Origin of the sequence: Pseudomonas sp. ERMR1:02, from assembly GCF_002277815.1 — a bacterium.
GTDB lineage: Bacteria > Pseudomonadota > Gammaproteobacteria > Pseudomonadales > Pseudomonadaceae > Aquipseudomonas.
Map to the genome: position 1 here is coordinate 89,413 of NZ_NKJI01000011.1, position 21,733 is coordinate 111,145.

At 55.3% G+C, this 21,733-nt stretch carries 17 protein-coding genes and 3 pseudogenes; 8 read left to right on the plus strand and 12 right to left on the minus strand.

The window, feature by feature from the left end:
* Positions 1-24: 24 nt before the first annotated feature.
* Complete coding sequence (locus tag CES87_RS19700) at positions 25-1,014, minus strand: LysR substrate-binding domain-containing protein (protein WP_128607426.1); 990 nt, start codon at positions 1,012-1,014, stop codon at positions 25-27.
* A 187-nt stretch (positions 1,015-1,201) separates the two neighbouring features.
* Here CES87_RS19700 and CES87_RS19705 point away from each other — a divergent pair, with 187 nt between their 5' ends.
* The 5 genes from CES87_RS19705 to CES87_RS19725 all read left to right on the plus strand — a co-directional run bounded on the left by CES87_RS19705 (position 1,202) and on the right by CES87_RS19725 (position 5,504).
* The gene (locus CES87_RS19705; protein WP_128607427.1) at positions 1,202-1,732 is read left to right on the plus strand and encodes a DUF4863 family protein; all 531 of its coding nucleotides are present in this window, start codon (positions 1,202-1,204) and stop codon (positions 1,730-1,732) included.
* Between the two features lie 4 nt (positions 1,733-1,736).
* Positions 1,737-2,285 carry a chorismate lyase gene (locus tag CES87_RS19710; protein ID WP_128607428.1) on the plus strand — a complete coding sequence of 183 codons (549 nt, stop codon included), beginning with the start codon at positions 1,737-1,739 and terminating at the stop codon, positions 2,283-2,285.
* A gap of 54 nt (positions 2,286-2,339) precedes the next feature.
* Positions 2,340-3,242: a transporter gene (locus CES87_RS19715; RefSeq protein ID WP_128607429.1), complete on the plus strand. Its 903-nt coding sequence runs from the start codon at positions 2,340-2,342 to the stop codon at positions 3,240-3,242.
* Between the two features lie 108 nt (positions 3,243-3,350).
* Positions 3,351-4,682 (plus strand): aromatic acid/H+ symport family MFS transporter, encoded by a 1,332-nt coding sequence (locus CES87_RS19720; RefSeq protein ID WP_128607507.1) that lies wholly within the window; start codon positions 3,351-3,353, stop codon positions 4,680-4,682.
* A gap of 285 nt (positions 4,683-4,967) precedes the next feature.
* Positions 4,968-5,504, plus strand: coding sequence for a dihydrofolate reductase family protein (locus tag CES87_RS19725; protein ID WP_128607430.1), 537 nt, complete (start codon positions 4,968-4,970; stop codon positions 5,502-5,504).
* Positions 5,505-5,632: 128 nt separating this feature from the next.
* Here CES87_RS19725 and CES87_RS19730 read toward each other — a convergent pair whose 3' ends face one another.
* The 5 genes and pseudogenes from CES87_RS19730 to CES87_RS19750 form a co-directional block, all read right to left on the minus strand.
* Entirely contained in the window at positions 5,633-6,421 is a 789-nt protein-coding gene (locus CES87_RS19730) for an SDR family oxidoreductase (RefSeq protein WP_128607431.1), read from the minus strand.
* Positions 6,422-6,467: 46 nt separating this feature from the next.
* Positions 6,468-8,015: an amino acid ABC transporter permease/ATP-binding protein gene (locus tag CES87_RS19735; RefSeq protein ID WP_128607432.1), complete on the minus strand. Its 1,548-nt coding sequence runs from the start codon at positions 8,013-8,015 to the stop codon at positions 6,468-6,470.
* 63 nt (positions 8,016-8,078) lie between these two features.
* On the minus strand, positions 8,079-8,873 hold the full coding sequence (locus tag CES87_RS19740) for an ABC transporter substrate-binding protein (protein ID WP_128607508.1): 795 nt from the start codon (positions 8,871-8,873) through the stop codon (positions 8,079-8,081).
* Between the two features lie 46 nt (positions 8,874-8,919).
* Positions 8,920-9,990: an isopenicillin N synthase family oxygenase gene (locus CES87_RS19745; RefSeq protein ID WP_128607433.1), complete on the minus strand. Its 1,071-nt coding sequence runs from the start codon at positions 9,988-9,990 to the stop codon at positions 8,920-8,922.
* 13 nt (positions 9,991-10,003) lie between these two features.
* Positions 10,004-10,854: pseudogene (locus CES87_RS19750) on the minus strand (sugar phosphate isomerase/epimerase family protein).
* Between the two features lie 430 nt (positions 10,855-11,284).
* On the opposite strand from CES87_RS19750, the pseudogene CES87_RS19755 reads away from it, so the two are divergent.
* A pseudogene (locus CES87_RS19755) lies at positions 11,285-14,179 on the plus strand (EAL domain-containing protein).
* A gap of 28 nt (positions 14,180-14,207) precedes the next feature.
* Here CES87_RS19755 and CES87_RS19760 read toward each other — a convergent pair.
* Positions 14,208-15,044 (minus strand): helix-turn-helix transcriptional regulator, encoded by an 837-nt coding sequence (locus tag CES87_RS19760; RefSeq protein WP_128607434.1) that lies wholly within the window; start codon positions 15,042-15,044, stop codon positions 14,208-14,210.
* A 96-nt stretch (positions 15,045-15,140) separates the two neighbouring features.
* Between CES87_RS19760 and CES87_RS19765 the strand changes: the two genes are divergently transcribed.
* On the plus strand, positions 15,141-16,097 hold the full coding sequence (locus tag CES87_RS19765) for a threonine dehydratase (protein WP_128607435.1): 957 nt from the start codon (positions 15,141-15,143) through the stop codon (positions 16,095-16,097).
* A 387-nt stretch (positions 16,098-16,484) separates the two neighbouring features.
* Here the strand turns inward: CES87_RS19765 and CES87_RS19770 are convergent, their stop codons facing one another.
* From CES87_RS19770 to CES87_RS34440, 4 genes are all read right to left on the minus strand, one after another.
* Entirely contained in the window at positions 16,485-16,955 is a 471-nt protein-coding gene (locus tag CES87_RS19770) for a hypothetical protein (protein WP_128607436.1), read from the minus strand.
* A gap of 731 nt (positions 16,956-17,686) precedes the next feature.
* Positions 17,687-17,986 carry a hypothetical protein gene (locus CES87_RS19780; protein ID WP_128607438.1) on the minus strand — a complete coding sequence of 100 codons (300 nt, stop codon included), beginning with the start codon at positions 17,984-17,986 and terminating at the stop codon, positions 17,687-17,689.
* A 10-nt stretch (positions 17,987-17,996) separates the two neighbouring features.
* The gene (locus CES87_RS19785) at positions 17,997-18,527 is read right to left on the minus strand and encodes a hypothetical protein (protein ID WP_128607439.1); all 531 of its coding nucleotides are present in this window, start codon (positions 18,525-18,527) and stop codon (positions 17,997-17,999) included.
* On the minus strand, positions 18,509-18,853 hold the full coding sequence (locus tag CES87_RS34440; RefSeq protein WP_128607509.1) for an AAA family ATPase: 345 nt from the start codon (positions 18,851-18,853) through the stop codon (positions 18,509-18,511). Before CES87_RS34440 ends, CES87_RS19785 begins: the two co-directional genes overlap by 19 nt.
* A gap of 1,117 nt (positions 18,854-19,970) precedes the next feature.
* Between CES87_RS34440 and CES87_RS19795 the strand changes: the two are divergent.
* Positions 19,971-21,342 (plus strand): annotated as a pseudogene (locus tag CES87_RS19795) (transposase).
* A gap of 30 nt (positions 21,343-21,372) precedes the next feature.
* Here CES87_RS19795 and CES87_RS19800 read toward each other — a convergent pair.
* Complete coding sequence (locus CES87_RS19800; RefSeq protein ID WP_128607440.1) at positions 21,373-21,726, minus strand: hypothetical protein; 354 nt, start codon at positions 21,724-21,726, stop codon at positions 21,373-21,375.
* Positions 21,727-21,733 lie beyond the last annotated feature (7 nt).

A 21,733-nucleotide genomic window follows, 5' to 3' on the forward strand; every position in this document is an offset into this window, starting at 1 on the left:
GGACGTTGCCACGAACGGCCTTGCTCAGTCCTGTATTCGAGAAATTTCATCGGCTGCGGCGCTGATCTGGCCATGTAGCCAGCGCTGGGCCGGGTCATTGTCATTACTGCAATGCCAGATCATATCCAGCTGTTGGCGGGCAACAGGGTAGGGCAGTGGTTTGATCATGAACCCCAGTGTCCGGGCAAATGTCCTGGCCAAGGGTTGCGGCATGATCGCCAGTAACTCGCTGTCTTCCAGCAGCATCGGCAACGCCAGAAAATGCGGAAGCACGATTTGTCGCCGCACCGATAATCCCGCCTGCGCCAATGCCTGCTCCAGGGCGTTGCGATCATACATCTGCGCCTGTCGAGCCAACCCTCTCTCAAGTATGTAACCGCTCAGCACGCCTTCACCTTCGCCTCCCAGGGATACCACGGCCAGCGGATACCTCACCAGATCCTCAAGTTGCAGCGCTGCGGCACCTATCGGGTGTTCACCGCTACAGACGAAGACCTCGTCCTGAAACAGCACGGGCTTTGTGCGAAAGCGTTCGGGAACACTACGAAAAGTGCCTATTGCAACGTCGATACGTCCCAGATCGATCTGCTCCGCCAGATCCAGGCGAGTCGCGGGAGTGATCATCAGATCGATACCCGGAGCGGCAGTCGATAGTTGATGGTTGAGTCGCGGCAGCAGCGTCGCCGAAATGTAGTCGTTCGCAGCGATAACAAATGAGCGGCTCACACTCTGCGGTTCAAATGGCGAAGCAGCCTGTGTCAGCGTTTTGCTCATGCTGTGCAACGCGGCTCGAAGTGGTCCGCTGATCTCGATGGCGTAGCTGGTGGGGGTCATGCCCTTTCCGGTACGCACAAAAATTTCCTGATCCAGACCTTCTCGCAATCGCGATAACGCATGACTGACCGCCGATTGACTCAAATGCAGTCGTTGGCTGGCCCGAAGCACACTGCGTTCTTCCATGACGGCATCGAAGACTCTAATTAAGTTCAGATCCAGCTTGTCGAAAGACATCATGGCGGACTATTCCGGATATGGCGCACGTTAGTCGTTAATTTGAGTCCATAAATCAAGCGTTTGCAAGCTTGCATCGAAGTCGGTTACGAATGAATGTCATGCATTTGGATTCTGCAGAAAGTTCTCTTTTTGCGGGGGTGCAAGTATGGGAAAGTGCAAAAAATTTCAAAGCAATGAGTAACTGCAAATGCAAAAGCGTGATGAGCTGATTAATCTGTGTATTGAATTTCTTTCCGGCATCAAAGATAAAACTGCCGGTGCCAATATAGAACAATGGCTGAACGAAACTTACGGACCCGACAGCGAGACCTATCAGCGAATCGCCGACCTGGTGATTGAAGGCGTGGCGCAAGGATGGGCGGCTAACACTGAAATCAGTGGCCCGCACTATCGTCGCAGCCGCTTGTGCGAGCCGTGCGCTGAAACTTTCTACTTCAGCATCACGGCCGTCTATATGGACAGCAAGGGGCACGAACTGGATAACCCCCAGCGTACCTTCCGTGGTGATTATCACTGCCATCCTTACGGTGAACTGAACATGGTCATTCCGCTGGACGAGGGCGCCGTACTGGCCGGTCCACGGGGCTGGCAAGGCGCCGGATGGACCGCACCAGCCCCCGGCAGCCATCACTTTCCAGAAGTGAAGGGCGGTGCATTGATTGCGTTTTTCTTCCTGCCTGCCGGCCGAATCTCCTATGACTTTCAGGCCCAAGGCTAATTGAATGCAGGTGGTGTATCGATTTTCGGAACCTGCATTGAAGTGGAGTTCAATCGGCCACTGGCGTTCCTCGATGGCCTCGACTTGCAGAGACTGGTTATTTGACAGGGAATCGCTGACTCGTCGCTTGAAGGCATTGTCCGACGATGAGTTCAAGGTCATTCCCTTGCGAGAAGAGCCAGGCCCGATTCTGCCCGAAGAATGCCGGTTGTTGGGGCTGCAACCAGAACGCACAGGTTGGATACGTGAGGTCTACCTGGCCGGATTCGGTCGACCGTGGATTTACGCAAGGTCGGTGATTGACCATCGTGATCCTGATGACAGTGATTTAGCGTTATTTCAACTAGGCAATATTCCGCTCGGCAGCCTTTTGTTTGGCGACAAGCCCTTTGAGCGAAGTGAAATAGAAGTTTGTCGATATCGGGAGGCCTGTAATGCAAGTAGTCGCGCCGCTTATCCTTTATGGGCCAGGCGCTCTGTCTTCAGCCGTGGGCAGACACGTGTTCTGGTCCATGAAATGTTCTTGCCAGCACTATGGGAGGAGTTGAGTTAAAAGAAATCCAGCAAAACTGAACACCAATTTTAATAAAAACAAATAGGTATCCAGATGAGCGCTTATGAATATGCGCGCGGACTTTTTCTGCGCGTCACGTTTGCTGTTTCCGTATCCGCGTTGAGTATTTATTCCGGTTGCGTCAATGCTGTCGATGCCTCACCGGGCGCCTATATACCCATCCCGGCAGGCAGCAATCTGGCCATGTTGTATCTGGGAGGCAGCAAAGCAGGCGAGTTCCAGCCGGTCCATGGAAAAGCGATCAGCAAAGATACCGAATTGAAGACAAAAACCGGGCTCATACGTCTGTTCCATATGTTCGAGGTGGCCGAACACCGGGTACAACTTCAGTTTGGCCTGCCGTTTGGCAGCCAGGACCTGACACTCAACGGAAAGAAAATCGGCCATGAAAGCGGTTTGTCCGACCCTTATATGGCGGTCTCGGTCTGGCCTATCGACGACCCGGCACATCAACGCTATCTGGCGGTTACGGCCTATATGCTGTTTCCGACCGGTTCCTACGACAACAACAACTCCCTGAACATGGGCAACAACCGTTACGCGCACGCGATCCAGGTCGGTTATGCGCAGACCTGGGGTTCATGGCGGCTGGAACTCAATCAGGATGTGACCTGGTATGGCGACAACGATCGATACGGTCCCGCCAACCGTACTCTCAAACAGGATCCCAGCTACAACTTTCAGCCGTGGCTGAGCTACACCTTTGCCAACAAGGTCACGACCTCGTTCGGGGTAGCGCGAACCTGGGGTGGTGAATCAAGCGTTGAAGGCACACCGACTGGCCGTCGCACCGATTATTTGCGAGCGCGTGCAGGTGTCGGGTACTGGCTGAAGAAGGACATTCAACTCTATTCGGAGTTTGGTCGCGATATCGAGGTGCGCGGCGGCTACAAGTTCGACTACACCGGCTTCGTGCGTGTGGCTTATTTGTTTTAAAGCGATGCACGCCACTTAAAACGTTATTCCTGGACGCAATCTCCGCCGCCGCCTTCCTCGGCGCGTGGTGTGAGCACTGCTGGGTTCAGAACAACAAGAGATCATTACATGGCTACTCAAGACGCACTCGAAGTTGCTGCAACTGCGCCCATGAACCGCTTCCACTTCGGATTGCTGTTCTGGTGTTCCTTCATCATGTTGTTCGATGGATACGATCTGGTCATATACGGCTCAGTGGTGCCGCATCTGATGGAACAGTGGCAACTGCCAGCCGTGCAGGCGGGCTGGATGGGTAGCGCGGCACTGTTTGGCATGATGTTCGGTGCCTTGACACTAGGACCGCTGGCCGACCGGTTCGGTCGCAGGCGGGTGATTCTGGCGGCGATTGCGCTGGGCAGTCTGACGGCTTTCGCCAACGCCTTCGCCTGGGATGCATGGAGCTTTGCGACCTTTCGGTTCATCACGGGGATTGGCCTGGGAGGCACCATTCCCAATATCGTCGCGCTGATCAACGACATGGCGCCCAAGGCTCGGCGTAACATCATGACCACGATCATGCTCGGCTGTTACTCGTTGGGCGCCTTGCTGTCGGCGGTCGTGGCCCTGATGGTGCTTTCGCGTTTTGGCTGGGAGTCCACCTTTGTCATCGCCGGGCTGCCACTGTTGACGCTGCCATGGATGTACCGTTTTTTGCCGGAGTCGCTGCCTTACTTGGTCGTGCGGGACAAAGTCGCGGCGACCGCTTTGTTGCGCCGTATCCAGCCCAAACTTGTGATTGAACAACTGCACTGGCCTTCCCTCGACACACAACGGATTTCGGCGCCGGTCTCCGGTTTGTTTACCGAGGGCCGCGGGGTGCGCACCATAGCGCTGTGGGTCGGGTTCGGCATGTGCTTGCTGATGGTTTACGGCCTCAATACCTGGTTACCAAAGATCATGGTGGCAGGCGGTTATCCGATGGTGTCCGGCTTGATGTTTCTGGTCACGATGAACCTTGGTTCCATCATGGGTGCATTAGGCGCCGGCTGGCTCGCCGATCGCTGGGGCAGCAAGCCGACGCTGATGATGTCACTGACGCTGGCGGTTGTTTCACTCAGTATTCTGGGTATCAAACCCGGACCGGTGCTGTTAAACGTCATGCTGATACTTGCCGGTGCGGCCACGATTGGCAGCCTTTCGGTGATCCATGCGTTTGCCGCGCAACAATATCCCTCAGACATCCGCGCAACCGGTATTAGCTGGTGTTCAGCGGTAGGGCGGTTGGGAGGAATAGCCGGGCCAGCCCTTGGCGGATTGATGTTAAGCCTGAACCTGAGCATGCAATTGAATTTCATCCTGTGCGCCGTGCCGGGCGTGATTGCACTGCTCGCGATCGCCTTGGTTACTCAGCGCGAAGCCAGAGCCGCGTCCCCGGTTCAGTTACACGACATTAATATTTGACCGGGATGGCGGTGTAGTAGGCACTTTCCTGTTGACTGGACTGCCGTCTTCGCCAGCAAGCCGGCTTCTATAGGAGAACCAGTAAATCCGCGAAATCAGGTCGGTTGTCAGGCCACCCTGATCGGGAGCTCGTGCATATTTCCCTGTAGGAGCTTGCTGGCGAAGACGGCAGTCCAGTCAACCATGCAGTGCCTGATACACCGCCTTCGCCGGCAAGCCGGCTCCTACAGGTTGATCTGCCCCGTCGTCTTAAGTGAACAGCCTTACCTTAATAAGGAGATTTTGATGGCCACTGCACATGTTTTCATCGCCACCAGTCTGGATGGCTACATCGCCAGGCTCGATGGTGACATCGACTGGCTTTTGCAGCGCGATGATCAAACCGAGGATCATGGTTACTCGGATTTCATCGCCGACAAGGATGTGATCGTGATGGGACGGGGAAGCTATGAGAAGGTACTGACCTTCGACACATGGTTCTACGACCGGCCCGTAGTGGTGCTGTCTGAACAGCTGGCCGATTCGCCGGTTCCCGAGGCGCTGAAGGGCAAGCTGCGTTTTTCCAACCTTGCCCCCGGGGACGTGATGGAGGAGCTGGCGCGCCAAGGCGTGCGTCGGGTCTATGTCGATGGCGGGCAGCTGGTGCAATCATTCCTGCGCGATGGGTTGGTCGCCAACATGGTGATTACCACTGTTCCCGTGCTGATCGGGTCGGGAAGGCCATTGTTCGGGGCCCTTGGGCAGGACATTGAATTGAAACTGGTATCCAGCCGCTGCTTTCCTTCGGGTTTGGTGCAGTCCACCTATCGGCGGGTCCCATGACCCGCCCGCGTGAACGTCCGGTCCAGGGCAAGGGGGGCGCGAGATGACATCTGCATCGCCTCCCATCGCCTGAGTTGAGGACCTGGCAAAAGCATCCATGCCACCCGCTCCAGTGGTGCCTGCCGTCCTTATTGGCTGGAGCGAATGGCGCCTCCATCAATCAACAGGTTCTGCCCGGTTATGTAGCCCGCATGACGGCTGCAAACGAAGGCGCAAAGAGCACCGAACTCCTCGGGTGAGCCGAAGCGTTTAGCAGGAATTTCGTTACGGCATTCGGCGAGGAATGCCTCACTGTCTAGCCCTGACTCTTCGGCAGCGGCGACCAGAGTGTCACGCAGTCGATCGGTGTCGAAAGAACCCGGTTGCAGGTTGTTGATCGTCACATTACGACTGGCAATGTGTTCTTGCCGGGCAAGCCCTGCGATAAACCCGGTCAGACCGCTGCGGGCGCCATTGGATAGACCCAGGCTTTCAATCGGGGACTTCACGGCACTCGACGTGATGTTGATGATTCGGCCAAATCCACGTGTCGCCATACCGTCTACCGTTGCCTTGATCAACTCGATAGGGGTGAGCATGTTGGCATCCAGCGCCTTGAGCCAGGCGTCGCGGTTCCATTCGCGGAAATCCCCGGGAGGAGGGCCTCCAGCGTTGTTGATCAAAATATCGAAATGCTCATGGGCCATGAGCGCTGCCGCCCGACCCTCAGGCGTCGAAATGTCTCCGGCTACGGCGATGACAGTCACTTCAGGATTTATCGCTCTGAGCTGACGGGCTGTTTCATTCAGCGTCTGTTCGCCACGTGCGGTGATCACCACGTTCACGCCTTCGTTGACGAGTGCCTGTGCGCAGGCTTTACCCAGCCCTTTGCTGGCAGCGCACACCAGCGCCCAACGTCCTGCTATTCCAAGATTCATGCGTGTTTTCCTGAAAGACCGAAGCTCAAAGAAAGTGGTTGCCTATTCATGCATGATCCACCGTAGCAGACAGATTTGGTGATCGAGCAGCGATTCCCATGAAGCGCCGCACTCTCTCTCCTTCGGCATCGCACAGTATGGTTTCAGGTGCGGCATCGAGTTGAATATTGCCGTTCTCCATGAAGACGACCCTGTCGGATATCGACATGGCAAAGTCCATTTCGTGGGTGACAATAACCATTGTCATGCCTTCACTGGCAAGGTCGCGTATGACGTTCAGCACATCGCCTACCAGCTCAGGGTCGAGCGCTGACGTAGGCTCATCGAAGAGCATGATATCCGGCTCCATGGCCAACGCCCGAGCGATCGCCACGCGCTGTTGCTGGCCGCCAGAGAGCTGGTGCGGGTACTTGTGGGCATGGGCCAGCAGGCCGACCTTGTCCAGTAGCGCATACGCACGATGTTCACTCAGTTCGCCCGGACGGCCGTGGTAGCGCGGCGCCAGAGTGATGTTGTCAAGAATGGTGCGGTGTGGGAACAAGTTGAAGTTCTGGAACACCATGCCAATGTGCCGCACGCCTTTGCGCAGGCGGGAGCTGTTGGGTTTGTCCGAAGCTTCGATGAATTTTTCACCGAACAACAGAATGTCGCCCGTATCGATACTTTCCAGGCCGTTGACGGTGCGGATCAGTGAAGTTTTGCCGGAACCGGATGGGCCAATGATCGAGATTACCTGGCCGTATTCGACATTCAGGTCGATGCCCAGCAGCACCTTGTGCGTGCCATAGCTCTTTTGGATATTCTTGAGTTGCAGGATTGGCGTCGCGTTGTTGCCCGCTGCCTTGCGCGCACTGTCGGGCAAGGCCTCGGCGCAGGCCTTGAGCTTGGCCACGGCGGCCGCGTCGAGTGTTTGCGGCTTGCGAAAGTTCAGGTCCAGGTAGCGCTCCAGACGCTGCAGGAAATAGCCAAACACGGTGACGATCAGCACGTAGTACACCCCAACCGCAGCCAGGGTTTCCATGACCAGGAAGTTGGTGGCATAGAGGCGTTGGCCGACCGTGAGGATTTCGGTCAGGGAGATGACCGAGACCAGCGACGTCAGCTTGACCACAGTGATGTATTCATTGATCAACGTCGGCAGCGAGATACGGAAAGCCTGGGGGATTACGATCAAGCGCTGCATACCGAACAGGCCGACACCCAGCGCACGCCCGGCTTCCTTCTGGCCCTTGGCTACGGAGATCAGACCGCCACGATGAATTTCCGCCATGTAAGCCGCTTCCGTCACCACCAGGGCCAATAAGCCGGAGTAGAAGGGGTTGGACAGAATCGGTCCGCTACCGGGAAACAGTTGCGGCAAGTTGTAGACGAAGACCACCAGCACCAACAACGGGATGCTGCGGAAGAACCAGATATAGGCCGCCGCGGGAAATCGCAGCAAGGGCGACTGGGACAGCTTGGCCGTGGCCAGGACAAAGCCCAGCAGCATGCCGATGAACCAGGCCAGGGCACTGAGCTGGACTACCGTGACACAAGCCTTCCAGAAGTCCGGCAGGGAGAACAGTGAGAAGAAATACGACCAATCGAATTGCATAGGGCACCTCGATCTGCCACCCCGGTGCAGGGCGGCAGATGACCAGACTACAAGGACACGTTCTTAGTTGGCAGTCGGTTCTTCCAAGCCATACTTCTTAAGAATAGCGGCGTACTCACCGCTCTTTTTGCTCTCCTCGAAAGCTTTTTGCACGGCCTGGAAAGTTTCCTCGTTACCTTTCTTGACGAAGATACCCAGGGTTTGCTGATAGATCGGGTGTTCGGTGGTGATCACTACCCGGCCATTGGTCTTTTCCGCGATCATTTTTGCGGCGCCAGCGATTTCAACCTGGGCTTGAATGTTCTTGGACAACAGGGCCTGGGTCACTTCGGGCGCAGAGGGGTACTCGCTGACGGTGATCGCGCCTTTGTTGTTCGGCACGCAGTAGTCATCGGAGAGCTTCTTGAATTCCTTGACCCAGGTGGTGCCCTGTTCCAGGCCCAGTTTCAAACCGCACAGGTCTTCAGGCGTCTTGGCATTGATCTCGCTGCCCTTGGGCACCATGACCGCGGCACCGGTATTGGCATAGGCGATGGTTTGGGCCTGAGTCTGGCGCTCCGGCGTGATGTACATGCCGGAAATGATCGCGTCATATTTGCCGGAGTTCAGACCCAGGATCAGGCTTGGGAACTTGGTATCGACGAACTCCACCTTGGCGTTCATGTGCTTGGCCAGGATCGTTGCCAGTTCCGGGTCCGACCCCACCACGTTTTTGTCCTTGTCATAGGACTCGAAGGGAGGGTAGGTGATTTCCATGCCGACCTTGAACGTGTCTGTCGCGGCCATGCTCACCGAGGCACCGAGCATACCGGCTGCCAATACAGCCAGGCTCACAAGGTTTTTTTTATTGTTTTTCATCATTTACTGACTCCGGCGTAGGTAAGGGTTTAGCTGAAAACTTCAATCAGGACGGTTGAGCCTGATTTTTCAAATGTCCGAAACTGGCGGGCTTGCGTGCCTTGCCTGGCAGTTGAACTTCCCCATTGGCCACCCTCTGGCGCAGATACTGATAGGTCTGCAGCGCCTGGCCATACATGTGTTCGCCGATCGTGATTTCTTCATAGTCGTTGCCTGCCTGGGCGAACCCCGGAAGCGGTTTGATCTGGGTGTGATAGTCGCAGGCATAGAACAGTGGAAAGGAATAGCGCTCCTCTTTCACGCTTCGCACCCGGTGCGCAGTGGCAACAAATGCGCCTGCCGTCATCACTTCCAGCATGTCGCCGATGTTGACCACAAAGGCATCGGCAATCGGTGGTGCATCGATCCATTGGCCAAGACTGTTCATCACCTCAAGGCCTGGTTTGTCGGCCAAAAGGATGGTGAAGCACTCGTAATCAGTATGGGCTCCAAGCCCCGGCGCGTCATGGGCGGCACCGTCGAAGGGGTAGTGGATCAGGCGCAGCTTGGACGGCGGACGGGTGACCAGGCTGTCGAAATAGTTTTCTTCCAGGCCCAGGGTCAGGGCGAAGCCTGCGAACAGGCGCCGGCCCAAGGCGAAGATCGCTTCATAGTACGCCTGCACCGACGCCTTGAAACCTGACAGCTGCGGCCAATCGTTGGGCCCCAGCAATGGGGTATTGGCCAGTACCAGCGGGTCATCGGCCGGGACTTCGAAGCCGACGTCAAAGGCTTCCTTGTGGTCCGGCTTGCCTTTGGAATAGACCTCTTCGCCTTCGGGTACAAAACCCTTGTGGGTTTGCGAGGTGCCGATGTAGTGCTGCATCTTGGTGTCGAAGGGCTGGTCGAAAAAGTCTTTGGCAGCCTTGCGCAGGTTGGCGATCAGTTGCGGGTCGATACCGTGATCGGTGATATAGAGGAACCCGACTTCGCTGGCGGCGCGCCCCAATTGTTCGGCCACGGCCAGGCGATGTTCCAGTTCAAAGCTGAACAGTCCGGCGATATTGACCACCGGGATGCTGTTGAAGTTGGCTTTGTGTGTGTCAGTGCTGGCGCTGTTGTTTTTATTGTCAGGCATGACGCATCGGCTCCTAAGAATTGCTTGAGTGGTGGAAACGCTCGAAGTGTTCGCGCTCGGTCTTGCCCATCCACACGTTCAATGACCACAGATCGGCGACCGGTACATTGGTGAAAGGCAATGATGCAGGTAGCCGTCGGCGCCGAATTCCGGGGTCAGGGTACTGACCTGGTAGCCGCGGGCTTGCTGCGAGCGCCAGATGCTTTCCCAGTGCTGCTGATGGAAGGCCAGTTCTTTTGCATATTCGGGAGCCGCCGGGTGCGGAACCTGCGGGCCCTGGTCATAACCGACCCTGGCCTGTATATGGTGAACCCGTTCAATGAAGGCGCTCAGATCATCTGCCGGGTCATTTAACAGGCGCTCGCAGGTCACTATCCAATGGCTGATGTCACTGGTGAATAACAGATCGGGCAGTTGCCGGATCAACTCCAGGGTCACCCAAGGGTTGAACAGCGACCGCGAGCGGTGGGTTTCGAAACTGCAGACTTGACCGTGCTTGCGCGCCAGTTCCAGTGCCTCACCGAAGAACTCCACTTGCTGTGGCAAGGGCCAGCGATCATTGCCCGCCAGCACGTTGACGAAGCGCGGGCTGAGCTCGGCGGCCCAGGCGAGTTTCTGATCGAGGTCATTGAGGTGAACGGCAGGGGATGCCGACTGGTCCGGCAGTACATCGTACGCGGTGAAGACTGTGCTGATGTAGCCCAGGCGATTGGCGCGGAGAAAGGCTGCGAACTCAGCCCGTTCACGGGCCTCCAGTGGCAGGCGTGCTTCCATTCCATCAAAGCCCGCGTGCAGCAGCTCTTCAAGCGCCTGGGCCTTGCTGGCGGTGTAACCCCACAGCGTGCGGAAAATTTCCAGCTTCATCGGTGATCCTCTTTTCGGCCCAGTGCGCTGTGGAGTCGATGTTAGGCATAGGCGGCGGCGTGAAAGAATCTGAAAGTTCAAATCAATACTTCAGACTTTCATCAACAAATAGCTAGCTACTCATCCCGCTTTCCAAGAGGGATTTTATGGTGGAGTAATTGTCTGTGTTGGCTGTTAACGAGAGGTGCCATTGTTCCGGCATCATTTTGAAGAGTCCCAAGCGACACCGGGCCGCTGCTGTACACCGCCGATCAAACACATCGCCCTGGAAATGGTGATCCTGGATAACAAATAGCGAATTACGCGTTGTCCGTCCGTTAGCTGGCACTAAAGCGAATAAAACCATTGTAAAAAACCTCTACAAGCTTTAAATGGCACATTGCTAGCAATCAATAAGTGATATCGCCAGATTTTGGCTCAGGGAGCGCTGATGAGTTTTCGTCCATTGACCGACTTGCCGCGGCAATCGAACGATTGCGACGTTGTCGCATCTCAGCCAAAAGGGAACTCGGCTACTGTCGACATGGCCTACGCTGGCAACGGGGACGCGATCGAACAGTTGTTGGACTCAGCACGCAGCTGGGCCCATAGCACTGCGTGGGCTGTTTATCGCGCCGGTGAACAAATGCATTTGGTCGGGCAGGGCGACCCACGGGGCAGTGGCCATCAAGCGTTGCGAATGAAGAGTTTGAAGCCTTTTGCCTGCCCCGGCGCTTGCACCGCTGGCCGACCGGTAGAGGCGAAAGTGTACTGGGTTGGCTACTCGCGCCAGTCAACGATGCCGGGGAACCGGCGCTCGCCGAGTTTGCACGTGGCCTGGGCATTGAGGTACAGACCAATACCCTTGCCCGTGCGCAGATTACTCAGCGTGTGCTGTATGAAATTACCTACCTGGCCAGTTCGACCCGTGACCGGTCCGTGTTTCTGGTGGGGGTTCACCGGCTGCTGGCTAGCCTGATCGATGCCGAGAACTTCTATCTTGCGCTGTATGACCCGCGCAGTGGCAAGATTGACTACCCCTACTACGTCGACATTATCGACGTTGATGCACTGGAGTCCGAGAACTACGAATACCTTGACCCCTCGCACCTGTCTTTGACCGGCCAGGTGTTGACCAGTGGCCAGCCGTTGCTGATCGACGCTGCCGGCATTCTCGCGGCGCAGGCCGAGGGCCGTTTCTACTGCATAGGTGATCGCCCCGAGTTCTGGATGGGCGCACCGTTGAAAAATGCCTCGGATGACGTGTTCGGTATGCTTGCGATGCAGGTCTACGACGTTTCTCGCACCTACAGCGCTGAAGACCGCGCGCTGTTTCTGGTGGTGGCCCGCCACGTGGCCATGGCGCTGGACCGGATTCTGCACCGGGAGGACCTGGAAGAGACGGTGATGCGACGCACCCTGGAGCTTTCGGCACTCAACGACGCATTGAGGCAGGAAGTGGCAGACCGGGAGCGCGCCGAACATCTGCAGAGCGCGCTGTTCCAGATTGCTGAACTGTCGAGCCAGCCTGGCGACATGGCTGAATTGTTTCAAACCTTGCATGGAATCGTCGGTGATTTGCTGTTCGCGCAGAACTTCTACATTGCGCTGTTCGACGACGCGACCGGTGAAGTGACCTTTCCGTACTATATCGATGAGCGGCAGACCACTCGCCCGATGGCACGGCGTGGGCGACGGGGCCTGACCGAGTACGTTATCCGTCAGCGTCGACCTTGCCTGATTGACCCCGCCGAGGCTGACCGATTGTCTGCGCACGGTGAAATCGAAATGGTCCATGAATCTGTCCTGCCCCACTCCTGGCTGGGCATTCCATTGTTCGATGGCGATGTGGTGCGTGGCGTGCTTGCGGTGCAAAGCTATACCTCGCAGGTGCGCTATACCCTGCGTGACCAGGAACTGCTGACGTTCGTATCGCGGCACATCGACACAGCGTTGTCGCGACGCACGGCCGCCGAAGCGATCCATGCCGCCAATCTCAAGCTGGAAACCCGGGTGCAGGACCGCACCCGCGAGCTCGATCACGCCAACGCCAAGTTGCTACACGAAAACTCCCACGATGCGCTGACCGGGCTACCGAATCGTACCTACCTGCAACAGCGCCTCAATCTGGCCTGGTCGCGGTTCGGCCGCGACGGCGGGCACCTGGCGGTGATGTTTATCGACCTCGACCGATTCAAGATGGTCAACGACAGCCTCGGCCACCATTTTGGCGACCTGCTGTTGATGCAGGCCGCCCACCGTTTACGCGGTTGTCTGCGCGAAACCGACATGCTGGCGCGCCTGGGGGGCGATGAGTTTTCGGTGCTCGCTCCCGAGGCGCCGCTGGAAGTGTTGATCGAAATCGCAGAACGGATTCTGGTGGCCTTTGACCTGCCGTTTTTCATCAATGGTCATGAAGTTTTCTCGTCCTGCAGTATCGGTATCGTCAGCGCCGACAGTCAGTTCCATCACGAGCCAGCAGACTTGCTGCGCGATGCCGATGCAGCGATGTACCGGGTCAAGAGTGCCGGGCGCGACAGCTACGCGGTGTTCAACCAGGAAGTGCGCCGCGAAGTCTCGGATCAGGTCGAGCGTGAAGGGGCCTTGCGCAACGCACTCAAACGTACCGACGAACTGCTGCCGTATTTCCAGCCGGTTGTCAGCGTCGAAACCGGCGAACTGTTGGCCCTTGAAGCGCTGATCCGCTGGCATCCGCCGGGCGGTCGGGTAATCGCGCCGGGCGAGTTTTTGCCGGATGTCGAGGGTTTGCGCCTGATCGGTCGACTGGACCTGTACATGCTTACCAGCATTGCAGTGATCCTTGCAAAGCCCCAGCACGCCAATTGGCCCCGGTGCACGTCAATTGCTCCAGCTACAGCATGACGCGCCCGGACTTCGCCAGTGATGTGCTTGCACTGTTGGCGCGGCACGGCGTCTCGCCTGCGCGGATTTGCCTGGAGCTGACCGAAGGAGCGCTGGTGGCTGAGCCGGCGATTGCCCGACGGACCATGCAGCAATTGGCCGACAACGGCATGTCAGTGGTGCTTGATGACTTCGGTGCAGGGTTTTCATCCCTTAGCTATGTGCATCAATACCGTTTCAGCGGTTTGAAGATCGACAAGTCGTTCATCCTCGAACTGACCACCAGTTCGCGCAGTCGCGCGATCGTCCGGGCGATTGTGCGGATGGCCGAATCGCTGGACCTCAGCGTGGTGGCCGAAGGTGTCGAGGATGAAGCGACGCTGGAGTTGCTGCGCGAAATGGGCGCAGGGCAGGCCCAGGGTTATTATTTGCCAAGCCGATGGGGTTGGAGGCGTTGTTGGCGAGTTCGCTGGTCGGTCGCTAGGGTTTGTTGACGGAGCCAATGACTGCTTTCAATCGCTCTTGGCCGAATATCCACGCAGCTGGACCGGACTCAATCCAAGGCGTTGCCTGAAAGTGGTTGCCATGTGCGCCTGGGAGTTAAAGCCACAGGTGTGGGCGATCTCTGCCAGGCTTGCTGTCGAATCGCGTATCAGCGCGCGTGCCTTGGCGAGGCGTCGGTCGATCAGGTAACTGTGCGGGCTCCTGCCTGTCGCGTTCTTGAACGCCCGTATGAAATATCCTTCGGACAATCCAAGTAGTCCCGCCATTGCCGGTATGCCCAGCGGCCCGTCGAGGCCAGCGTCAATAAATTCATCGAGCAGACGCATTCGGCTGCCGGTGATAGAGCCTTGGGGCGCAGGCGACATCGCTTGATCGCCCGTCGCCCGCTCAGCCAATGCAAGTGTCCAAACCTCCCAATCAGCCTCCCAATCGTCCTCCACTGAGGCTTGCAACAATGCGCCGCGCATTCGCAGGGCGAGGGTAATGGCCTGGTGATCAATGCGATTGTTGAATGCACGATCCCCCGCCAACGCAATACCGTCGGTGCGCATGACCCGCAGGTATTCACCGCCCATGGGGGACTCGGACAACACGTCACAACCGGCGGGGACGAAGGCCAATCCATTGGGCATGGCATCGAACGGCAGCACCCGGTCGCTGCCAATGGCGTGCAGGCCTCGCTGGCTGTCGAAGGCAAAGCCAATCGCTGCCTGGGGCGCTACATACCGGGTCGCGTAGGCGGCACCGGGTAGCAATTCAATCGCCCAGGGCCCGGCCTCGACACGGCGGACCGGTTCGGGGCAGGGCGTTGGCTGAAGGCGGTTTCGATGGCTCATGAACAGCATAGTAGTGAAGCGGGCGCACAAAAGTCAGGTCAGTTTTTTGAAAGCCTGTGTGATGCGCCCGTGTCTAAACTGGGCAAAACCTCAGGGAGACGACTCATGCACAGACTGACTCGCGACGATATCGAACAAGCTGCCCGCCACGTGTACCAGGTCATGCCCGCTACCGCTCAATACTCTTGGCCTTTGTTGGCAGAGCGCTTGGGTTGCACTGTGTGGGTCAAGCACGAAAACCACACGCCTACAGGTGCTTTCAAGGTGCGTGGTGGCATTACCTTCATGCACTGGCTCAAACGCGAGCACCCAGGCATCAAGGGGATTGTCAGTGCCACCCGCGGCAACCATGGCCAGAGTCTGGCGCTGGCGGCTGGCGCGCTGGGTTTGAGGGCGCTGATAGTGGTGCCGGAAGGTAACTCGGTAGAAAAGAACAATGCCATGCGCGCCTTTGGCGGCGAAGTGGTCGAGTGTGGCCGCGATTTCGATGAAGCTCGTGAAGAGGCCGCGCGCCTGGCGCAAGCGCATGGCCTCTATCTGGTTCCGCCGTTCCATCCCGAGTTGGTCAAAGGCGTGGCCACTTACGCGCTTGAGCTGTTCAAGGCTGCGCCGGATCTGGATACCGTCTACGTGCCGATTGGCTGCGGGTCGGGGATTTGCGGGGTGATCGCCGCCCGCGATGCACTGGGTCTGAAAACCCGGGTGGTGGGTGTGGTTTCCACAGAGGCTGCGGCCGCAAAGTTGTCGTTCGACACCGGAGAAATATGCGATACCGCCTCGGCCAATACCTTTGCTGACGGCCTTGCCGTGCGTAAGCCAATACCCGAAGCCTTTGCCGTCTACGCGGCAGGTGCGCAGCGGATCGTATCGGTCAGCGAGGAGCAGATTGCCGAGGCCATGCGCGTGTATTACACCGATACCCACAACCTCGCTGAAGGAGCCGGTGCGGCGGCCCTGGCGGCGCTCATTCAGGAGCGTGAAACAATGGTGGGAAGAAGGGTGGGTGTGATTTTGTCCGGCGGGAATGTTGACCGATCGGTGTATGCGAGAGTGATTGCTTGAAATAAGTCGATGGAGTCAATGACCGGTTTTGGCCGATTCTGTTGAAAAAGTCCGAGTGGGGAGACTCAACCCGCGCTGGACTTGGAAAACATCCATTCTGCACGCTGCTACGCAAAATCTGATCCGATTAGCGCCTGGCTCCACGTCCAGATTTCAATCTCAGATGGACATTTTTGGTTGTCGGAACCGTAGGTGACTTTTTCAACAGTATCGGCCAGTAGCAGACCTCCACGAAGGCCTGATTTTGGAAGTCTGCGAAACCAGGGACGATTCATAGCGGCGGTTCGATTCCCTTCACCCGCTCCACTTTCCAAACGAAAAAGCCCTGTTTGTACAGGGCTTTTTATTTCCGTTTCTGGAAGCTGTCGAAACGTTTAGAGAGCGGGATCAGGAAAGCTGACGCACACGCCCTTCAAGCATGCTTCTTCCTAGAGAAAAGAACCAGCACTGTGCCAACAATGCGAATCCCCAGACGATAAAGAAGCTGGCGTTCGATAGCTGAAATGTTTCGGGCTCATACCACCACCAAAGAACCGCGATTGCAAAGAAAAGCCCTGTCAACACACGCCACAGAGAGTGGAATGCCGTTCCGACTTCTGTCCAGGTGGAGCGCCAGAAAGCAGAACGAGCTTTCATCAGCTCGGTTTTCTTCCAAACAAAGCGGTCAAAGAGAACCGCTATGAGATAAGGGGCCGGCAAGGTGACCAGGTACCAGAGTACTTTCTCAGGCGGCAGCTGAGCCTTAACCGCAGCGTCCAGCAGCTCAACTCCACCTGACCAGTAGGCGATGAAGGTAGGGACGCTTCCCAAAGCAAAAGCAATGAAAAGCTCTTGATACAGCCTCTTGCGCTTATCCATAACCACCATAAAGTCAATTTTAAAGCGCCATCATAAAGGCATTGCGCCACTATAAGCCAGCGACCCGAGCCTGATTGCATCATGCAGATGCTCCGGTGCCAGATGCGCATACCTCATCGTCGTGCCGACGTCTCCCTCGCCACAGTGAGCGCACTGAGAAGGCTTAAGCGGTAGCTGGTAGCCCCGGCAGCCTCCTCTACTGCTCCGAAGAAATAAATCGCCCTTGGTTTTCGTAGTCACTTGATGACCGTTTTTGGCCGATCTCAGCCCGTCGCCACCGTTGGTTTTGGGGCGATCGCAGTCCTTCGTGACAGACAAACATCGGCCAGAAGCGGGCGTTCGGTAATGGCTACTTTCGACCAAAGCGTTCATGACGGGTAAATAGCCACTAACGACCCAGCAGTGTAAAAACGCAGGCACTATTTGGAAGTCTGCGTTGCTAGAAAATCTGTTAGCAATTGGCTAGTCCGCTGACCTGAAATTTGCGTAGGAGCGCGATTTTCACCTGACTCTGACACTCAAATTTGCTCTCGAACGTTTTCACACAGCCTGGACCCAAAGCTGGCGTCTGTGCGAGGTAACTATCGGCCAGACTAGAATGCTTGCTCGCCAGCCACCTATATACCCGTTGAGATAAACGCTGCTAGTGTGTAGGGAGCGGGTAAGGTGGAGATTGCTGGGACTAAACTATCACACCCCTTCGATAGAGTGTCAGCAGCAATCTCCACATACTATATCGAACTCATGCTAACCAGCATCTTCGCACTTTCGTATTCTTCAATCTGAGAAATTCTTTCAAATATCGAGCCGAAATTTGAGAAATCAAAATCTTTTGCGAATTCTAAATTTCCCTCAACCAAATCTGCAAACCTTGCCTTTGAATGCGCTCCGGCCAACTCAGAAACATTACTGTCGAAAATTTTCTTTATAGACTCCTCGGCTCCGTCGGGCCTCTCTCTGAGCTGAGGTACAGGCTTGCCTCTATTGGCGGAGGCAGATTGAAAGTAAAAAATTTCATTGTCGAAATGCAAGCGCTTTCCATCATGAGTTTTTTAAGCTCATCATCTGTATAAAAAAATTCAATAGAAATATTCGAATATGTCTCTCGGCCAGGAGGTACGGGCAAGCAAAGACCATAAACATTGTTACCATAATTTTGAACGTTCTGCCATCTACTTCAATACCAGCAACGATTTTTTCTACGTCTCGATCAAATACCCCAATAACTGTGCAGCGTTGTTTAAGTTTAGATAGTTGCTCCAAGAGTCTTTCAAGCTTCGAATCCCCCCAGTCTGCGGGCACATCGAAGTAATTTAGTGAGCCTCCACACCCTAAAGACTTAGCCGCCGCCCTTAAATGTTGGATGTCAGTTTTACCTTCCGTTACTATTAGAGTTTTCTCGCTTTCCTCGCTCGTCGCTTTCAGCTTTAGGAATTGCTCTCGAAAACCTAGGCTATCACCAATCATCATATCGTAAACTTCGGTATAAAGATCGCTATTATAAGGATTCTTTGTGATGCCGAAGTTATCCAGGTCAATAATTTTGGTGCGGTTTATCGCTTCGTCGGCCAACCCATTGCCATAAATGGCGAGTGTGAACTCGTTATAAACTGTACGTTTGGAAAAAGCGAAAACAATTTTGGCATAACTTCTTTTTGAAGTCGAATATGGAGATGTTTATCTGCTTCGTCAATGAGCACTATACCGGACACGGTCGATATTGGGTTTTCACCAACAATAACATCCGCCTGCCGTATGATTTCTCCGGCCAAGCACAACGCTGAAGCCTCGCCTGCGGAAATATGAAATATCGCCGGATAAAGGCATTCGTTGGTATCAGAATTTATTATTTGAATTCGCGTATTACCAATCCTCGCGGACCAACGCCGAAACGAAATTTAGCTGGAATTTTCCTTGTAAGATTAATGTGATTACTTGATCGAGCAATAACTTTATATTAGCTACGCCAGATTGTTGATACTGCATATCCAACACAATATCCATCAACCAGTTTGAAAAAGTTCGCAGTCCAGAAACCACCTCCAGTGGGTTGGGGAGTCTCCCTTGAAATTGTTTTCCTTCCGGAAGGATAAATTTACCTCGTAAGGCTGATTGATATACCCAGGGGTTTCGTATCTGTATGAAGGGAAGTATGTGATGAGGTTCGATTCGAAGATTGATAGCGCCTGAGTTTTTTCAATCTTCCAGTGCTTGATTTGATTGTTCTCACTAAGGCTATGAGACAACGCGTCGAAGTTTATTTTGTTCTCATCATTAATTCTTGATATTCTGCCTCTCTTATGGCTCCAATAATATCTACATAATCAATTGTTTCACCATTCATATTTAAGCGCATATAAAATATGGAGGGGCGACTCTGGTCTAGATTATTCAATCCCGATGTTACTCGGTAGAATTTATTTTCCTTTCCTTCAAAGGAGCCAGGAAACCAAATTTTTGCCAATTCGTGAAAAGCGTCTGCTATATGGGAAATTATAGTGGTTTTACCACGACCATTTGCTGCGGCCAGTACCGCAATTTCGTTTCTGATAAGCTAACATCTAGGTAGTCAAACGGTGATCTATTTTGAAATAATAGCTTTTCTATAAATACTTTCATCGGCCCATTCCCTTAGTAGGTTGATATTGGTTTTAGCTTTCTGTTTACTGTCATCTGCTTAAGCTTTCCAGTAAATCCCCTAGGCCCTAAGTCCGAACTGTCGTCTTGGAAACCAGTAGTAGGACAGTTCTCAGGCTCTCCTCAGATACCAGCGGAAAAATACTAGATAGAGCGGCCACTGGCCATCCTCTATATCACAGGTCTCGCATCCATCGCAGAATTCGAGCCGGTTCGCAGTGACCCACGAAGGCTGGAAACGAACGTGAATGGCAGAACTGGATAAAAACAGGTAGGGAGCTTGTGAGCGTCCGTTTCTGGCCGATTCTGTTGAAAAAGTAGCTCCCTTGTCTGTCCTGCGGCAAAATCTCTTCATTGGCCGGCGGGGGATCACACAGCATGATGGGACAGTTATCGAGTGGGCAGGAGCGACTGTTTTACTCGTTCAACCTTGAAGACCACATCCCAGCCAATCACCTTCTGCGCAGCATTGATCAGTGTCTCGATCTGAGCGACCTGCGCCATTACCTCGCCGATTTCTATAGCCCGATTGGGCGTCCTTCGATTGATCCTGAGCTGATGATCCGCATGCTGATCGTCGGCTATTGCTACGGCATTCGCTCAGAGCGGCGGCTGTGCGAAGAGACCCATTTGAACCTGGCGTATCGCTGGTTCTGCCGGTTAAGCCTTGAAGATGAAGTCCCCAATCACTCGACCTTTTCCAAAAATCGACACGGCCGTTTTCGGGGCAGCGATCTCTTTCGCTGGCTGTTCAATGAAGTGCTGCGTCGTTGCATGGACGCAGGTTTGGTCAAAGGTGAAGGCTTTGCCGTGGACGCCAGCATCATCAAAGCGGATGCCAGCCGGCAGCGCGGTGTACCGGGCGATGAACAGGTCAACTGGAGCGATCCGGCCCTGAGCACCCGTGCCGTGCGTGAGTATCTTGAGGCACTCGATGAAGAGGCTCTGGCCGAAACGCTACCGAAGCGCCTATCGCTGACTGATCCTCAAGCCCGCTGGTCCGCAGCTCCAGGTGGCCCAGCGTTCTACGCTTACTCCACGAATTATCTGATCGATACCGAGCACGGTGTCATCGTGGATGTGGAACCCACACCGGCTCATCGCACGGCCGAGGTCGAGAGCACCAAGATCATGATCGACCGGGTCGAGGCGCAGTTCGACATCAAGCCGGAACGCCTTATTGGCGACACCGCTTACGGAACCGCCGATGCTGGCCTGGATGGTGGAGGAAAAAGACATCGAGCCGCATGTGCCGGTATGGGACAAAACCGAGCGCAAGAACGACAGTTTATCGAGCAACGATTTCCACTGGAATGAGGAGACTGAGGAATACCGCTGCCCAGCCGGCAATGCCTTGCGCAGCGAATGGCGCGCCTTCAAGAATGAGCGTTCGCACGTCACCAAAGCCAACACCATCATCTTCCGATCCCGGCAGACCGACTGCGTTTCCTGTCCGATGAAAGCCAAGTGCTGCCCGAACACGGCGTTCCGCAAGATCGCTCGCAGCGTCCATGAAGCCGCTCGTGATGTGGCTCGGCGCATTGCAGCAACGCCGGCGTATCAGCGCTCTCGCCACGAACGTAAAAAGGTCGAAATGTTGTTTGTCCACCTCAAGCGCATCCTGAAATTGGATCGCTTGCGGCTACGTGGCATGAGTGGCGCGACCGATGAGTTCACGCTGGCGGCTGCGGTACAGAACCTGCGTCGACTGGCCAAACTTACATCTCAAGGGCCACCTGCCACGGGATAGGTGCGCCTGCACGAAGCAAAAAACCTCAAATTAACCCAATAACAGAGCAGCAAAGGTCAACGAAGGGCCGAGAAACCACTCAATGTGGTGAGTAGGTTCTCCGGTGGTAGCCGTGCCTGAGTTCAGGCGAACTGAAAATCCGACTTTTTCAACAGAATCGGCCGATTTCCGCCTGTCACGACTGGCCGAAATCGACCCTTTATAGCGGCCGGTGGGGACGTGCAGAAACTGGCCGTTTTCTGCCTGCCGCGAAGTTTGCTGCGCGCGGCCACCTTGCTCGGTTCTGACCTTAACTAGCCCTTTGGACGTGACGCTTAAGGAAAACTGAAGACGACAGCGGAGCAAAAAATTCATAGACAAGTGGTGTTGAAATAAATAATCCATTGATTTA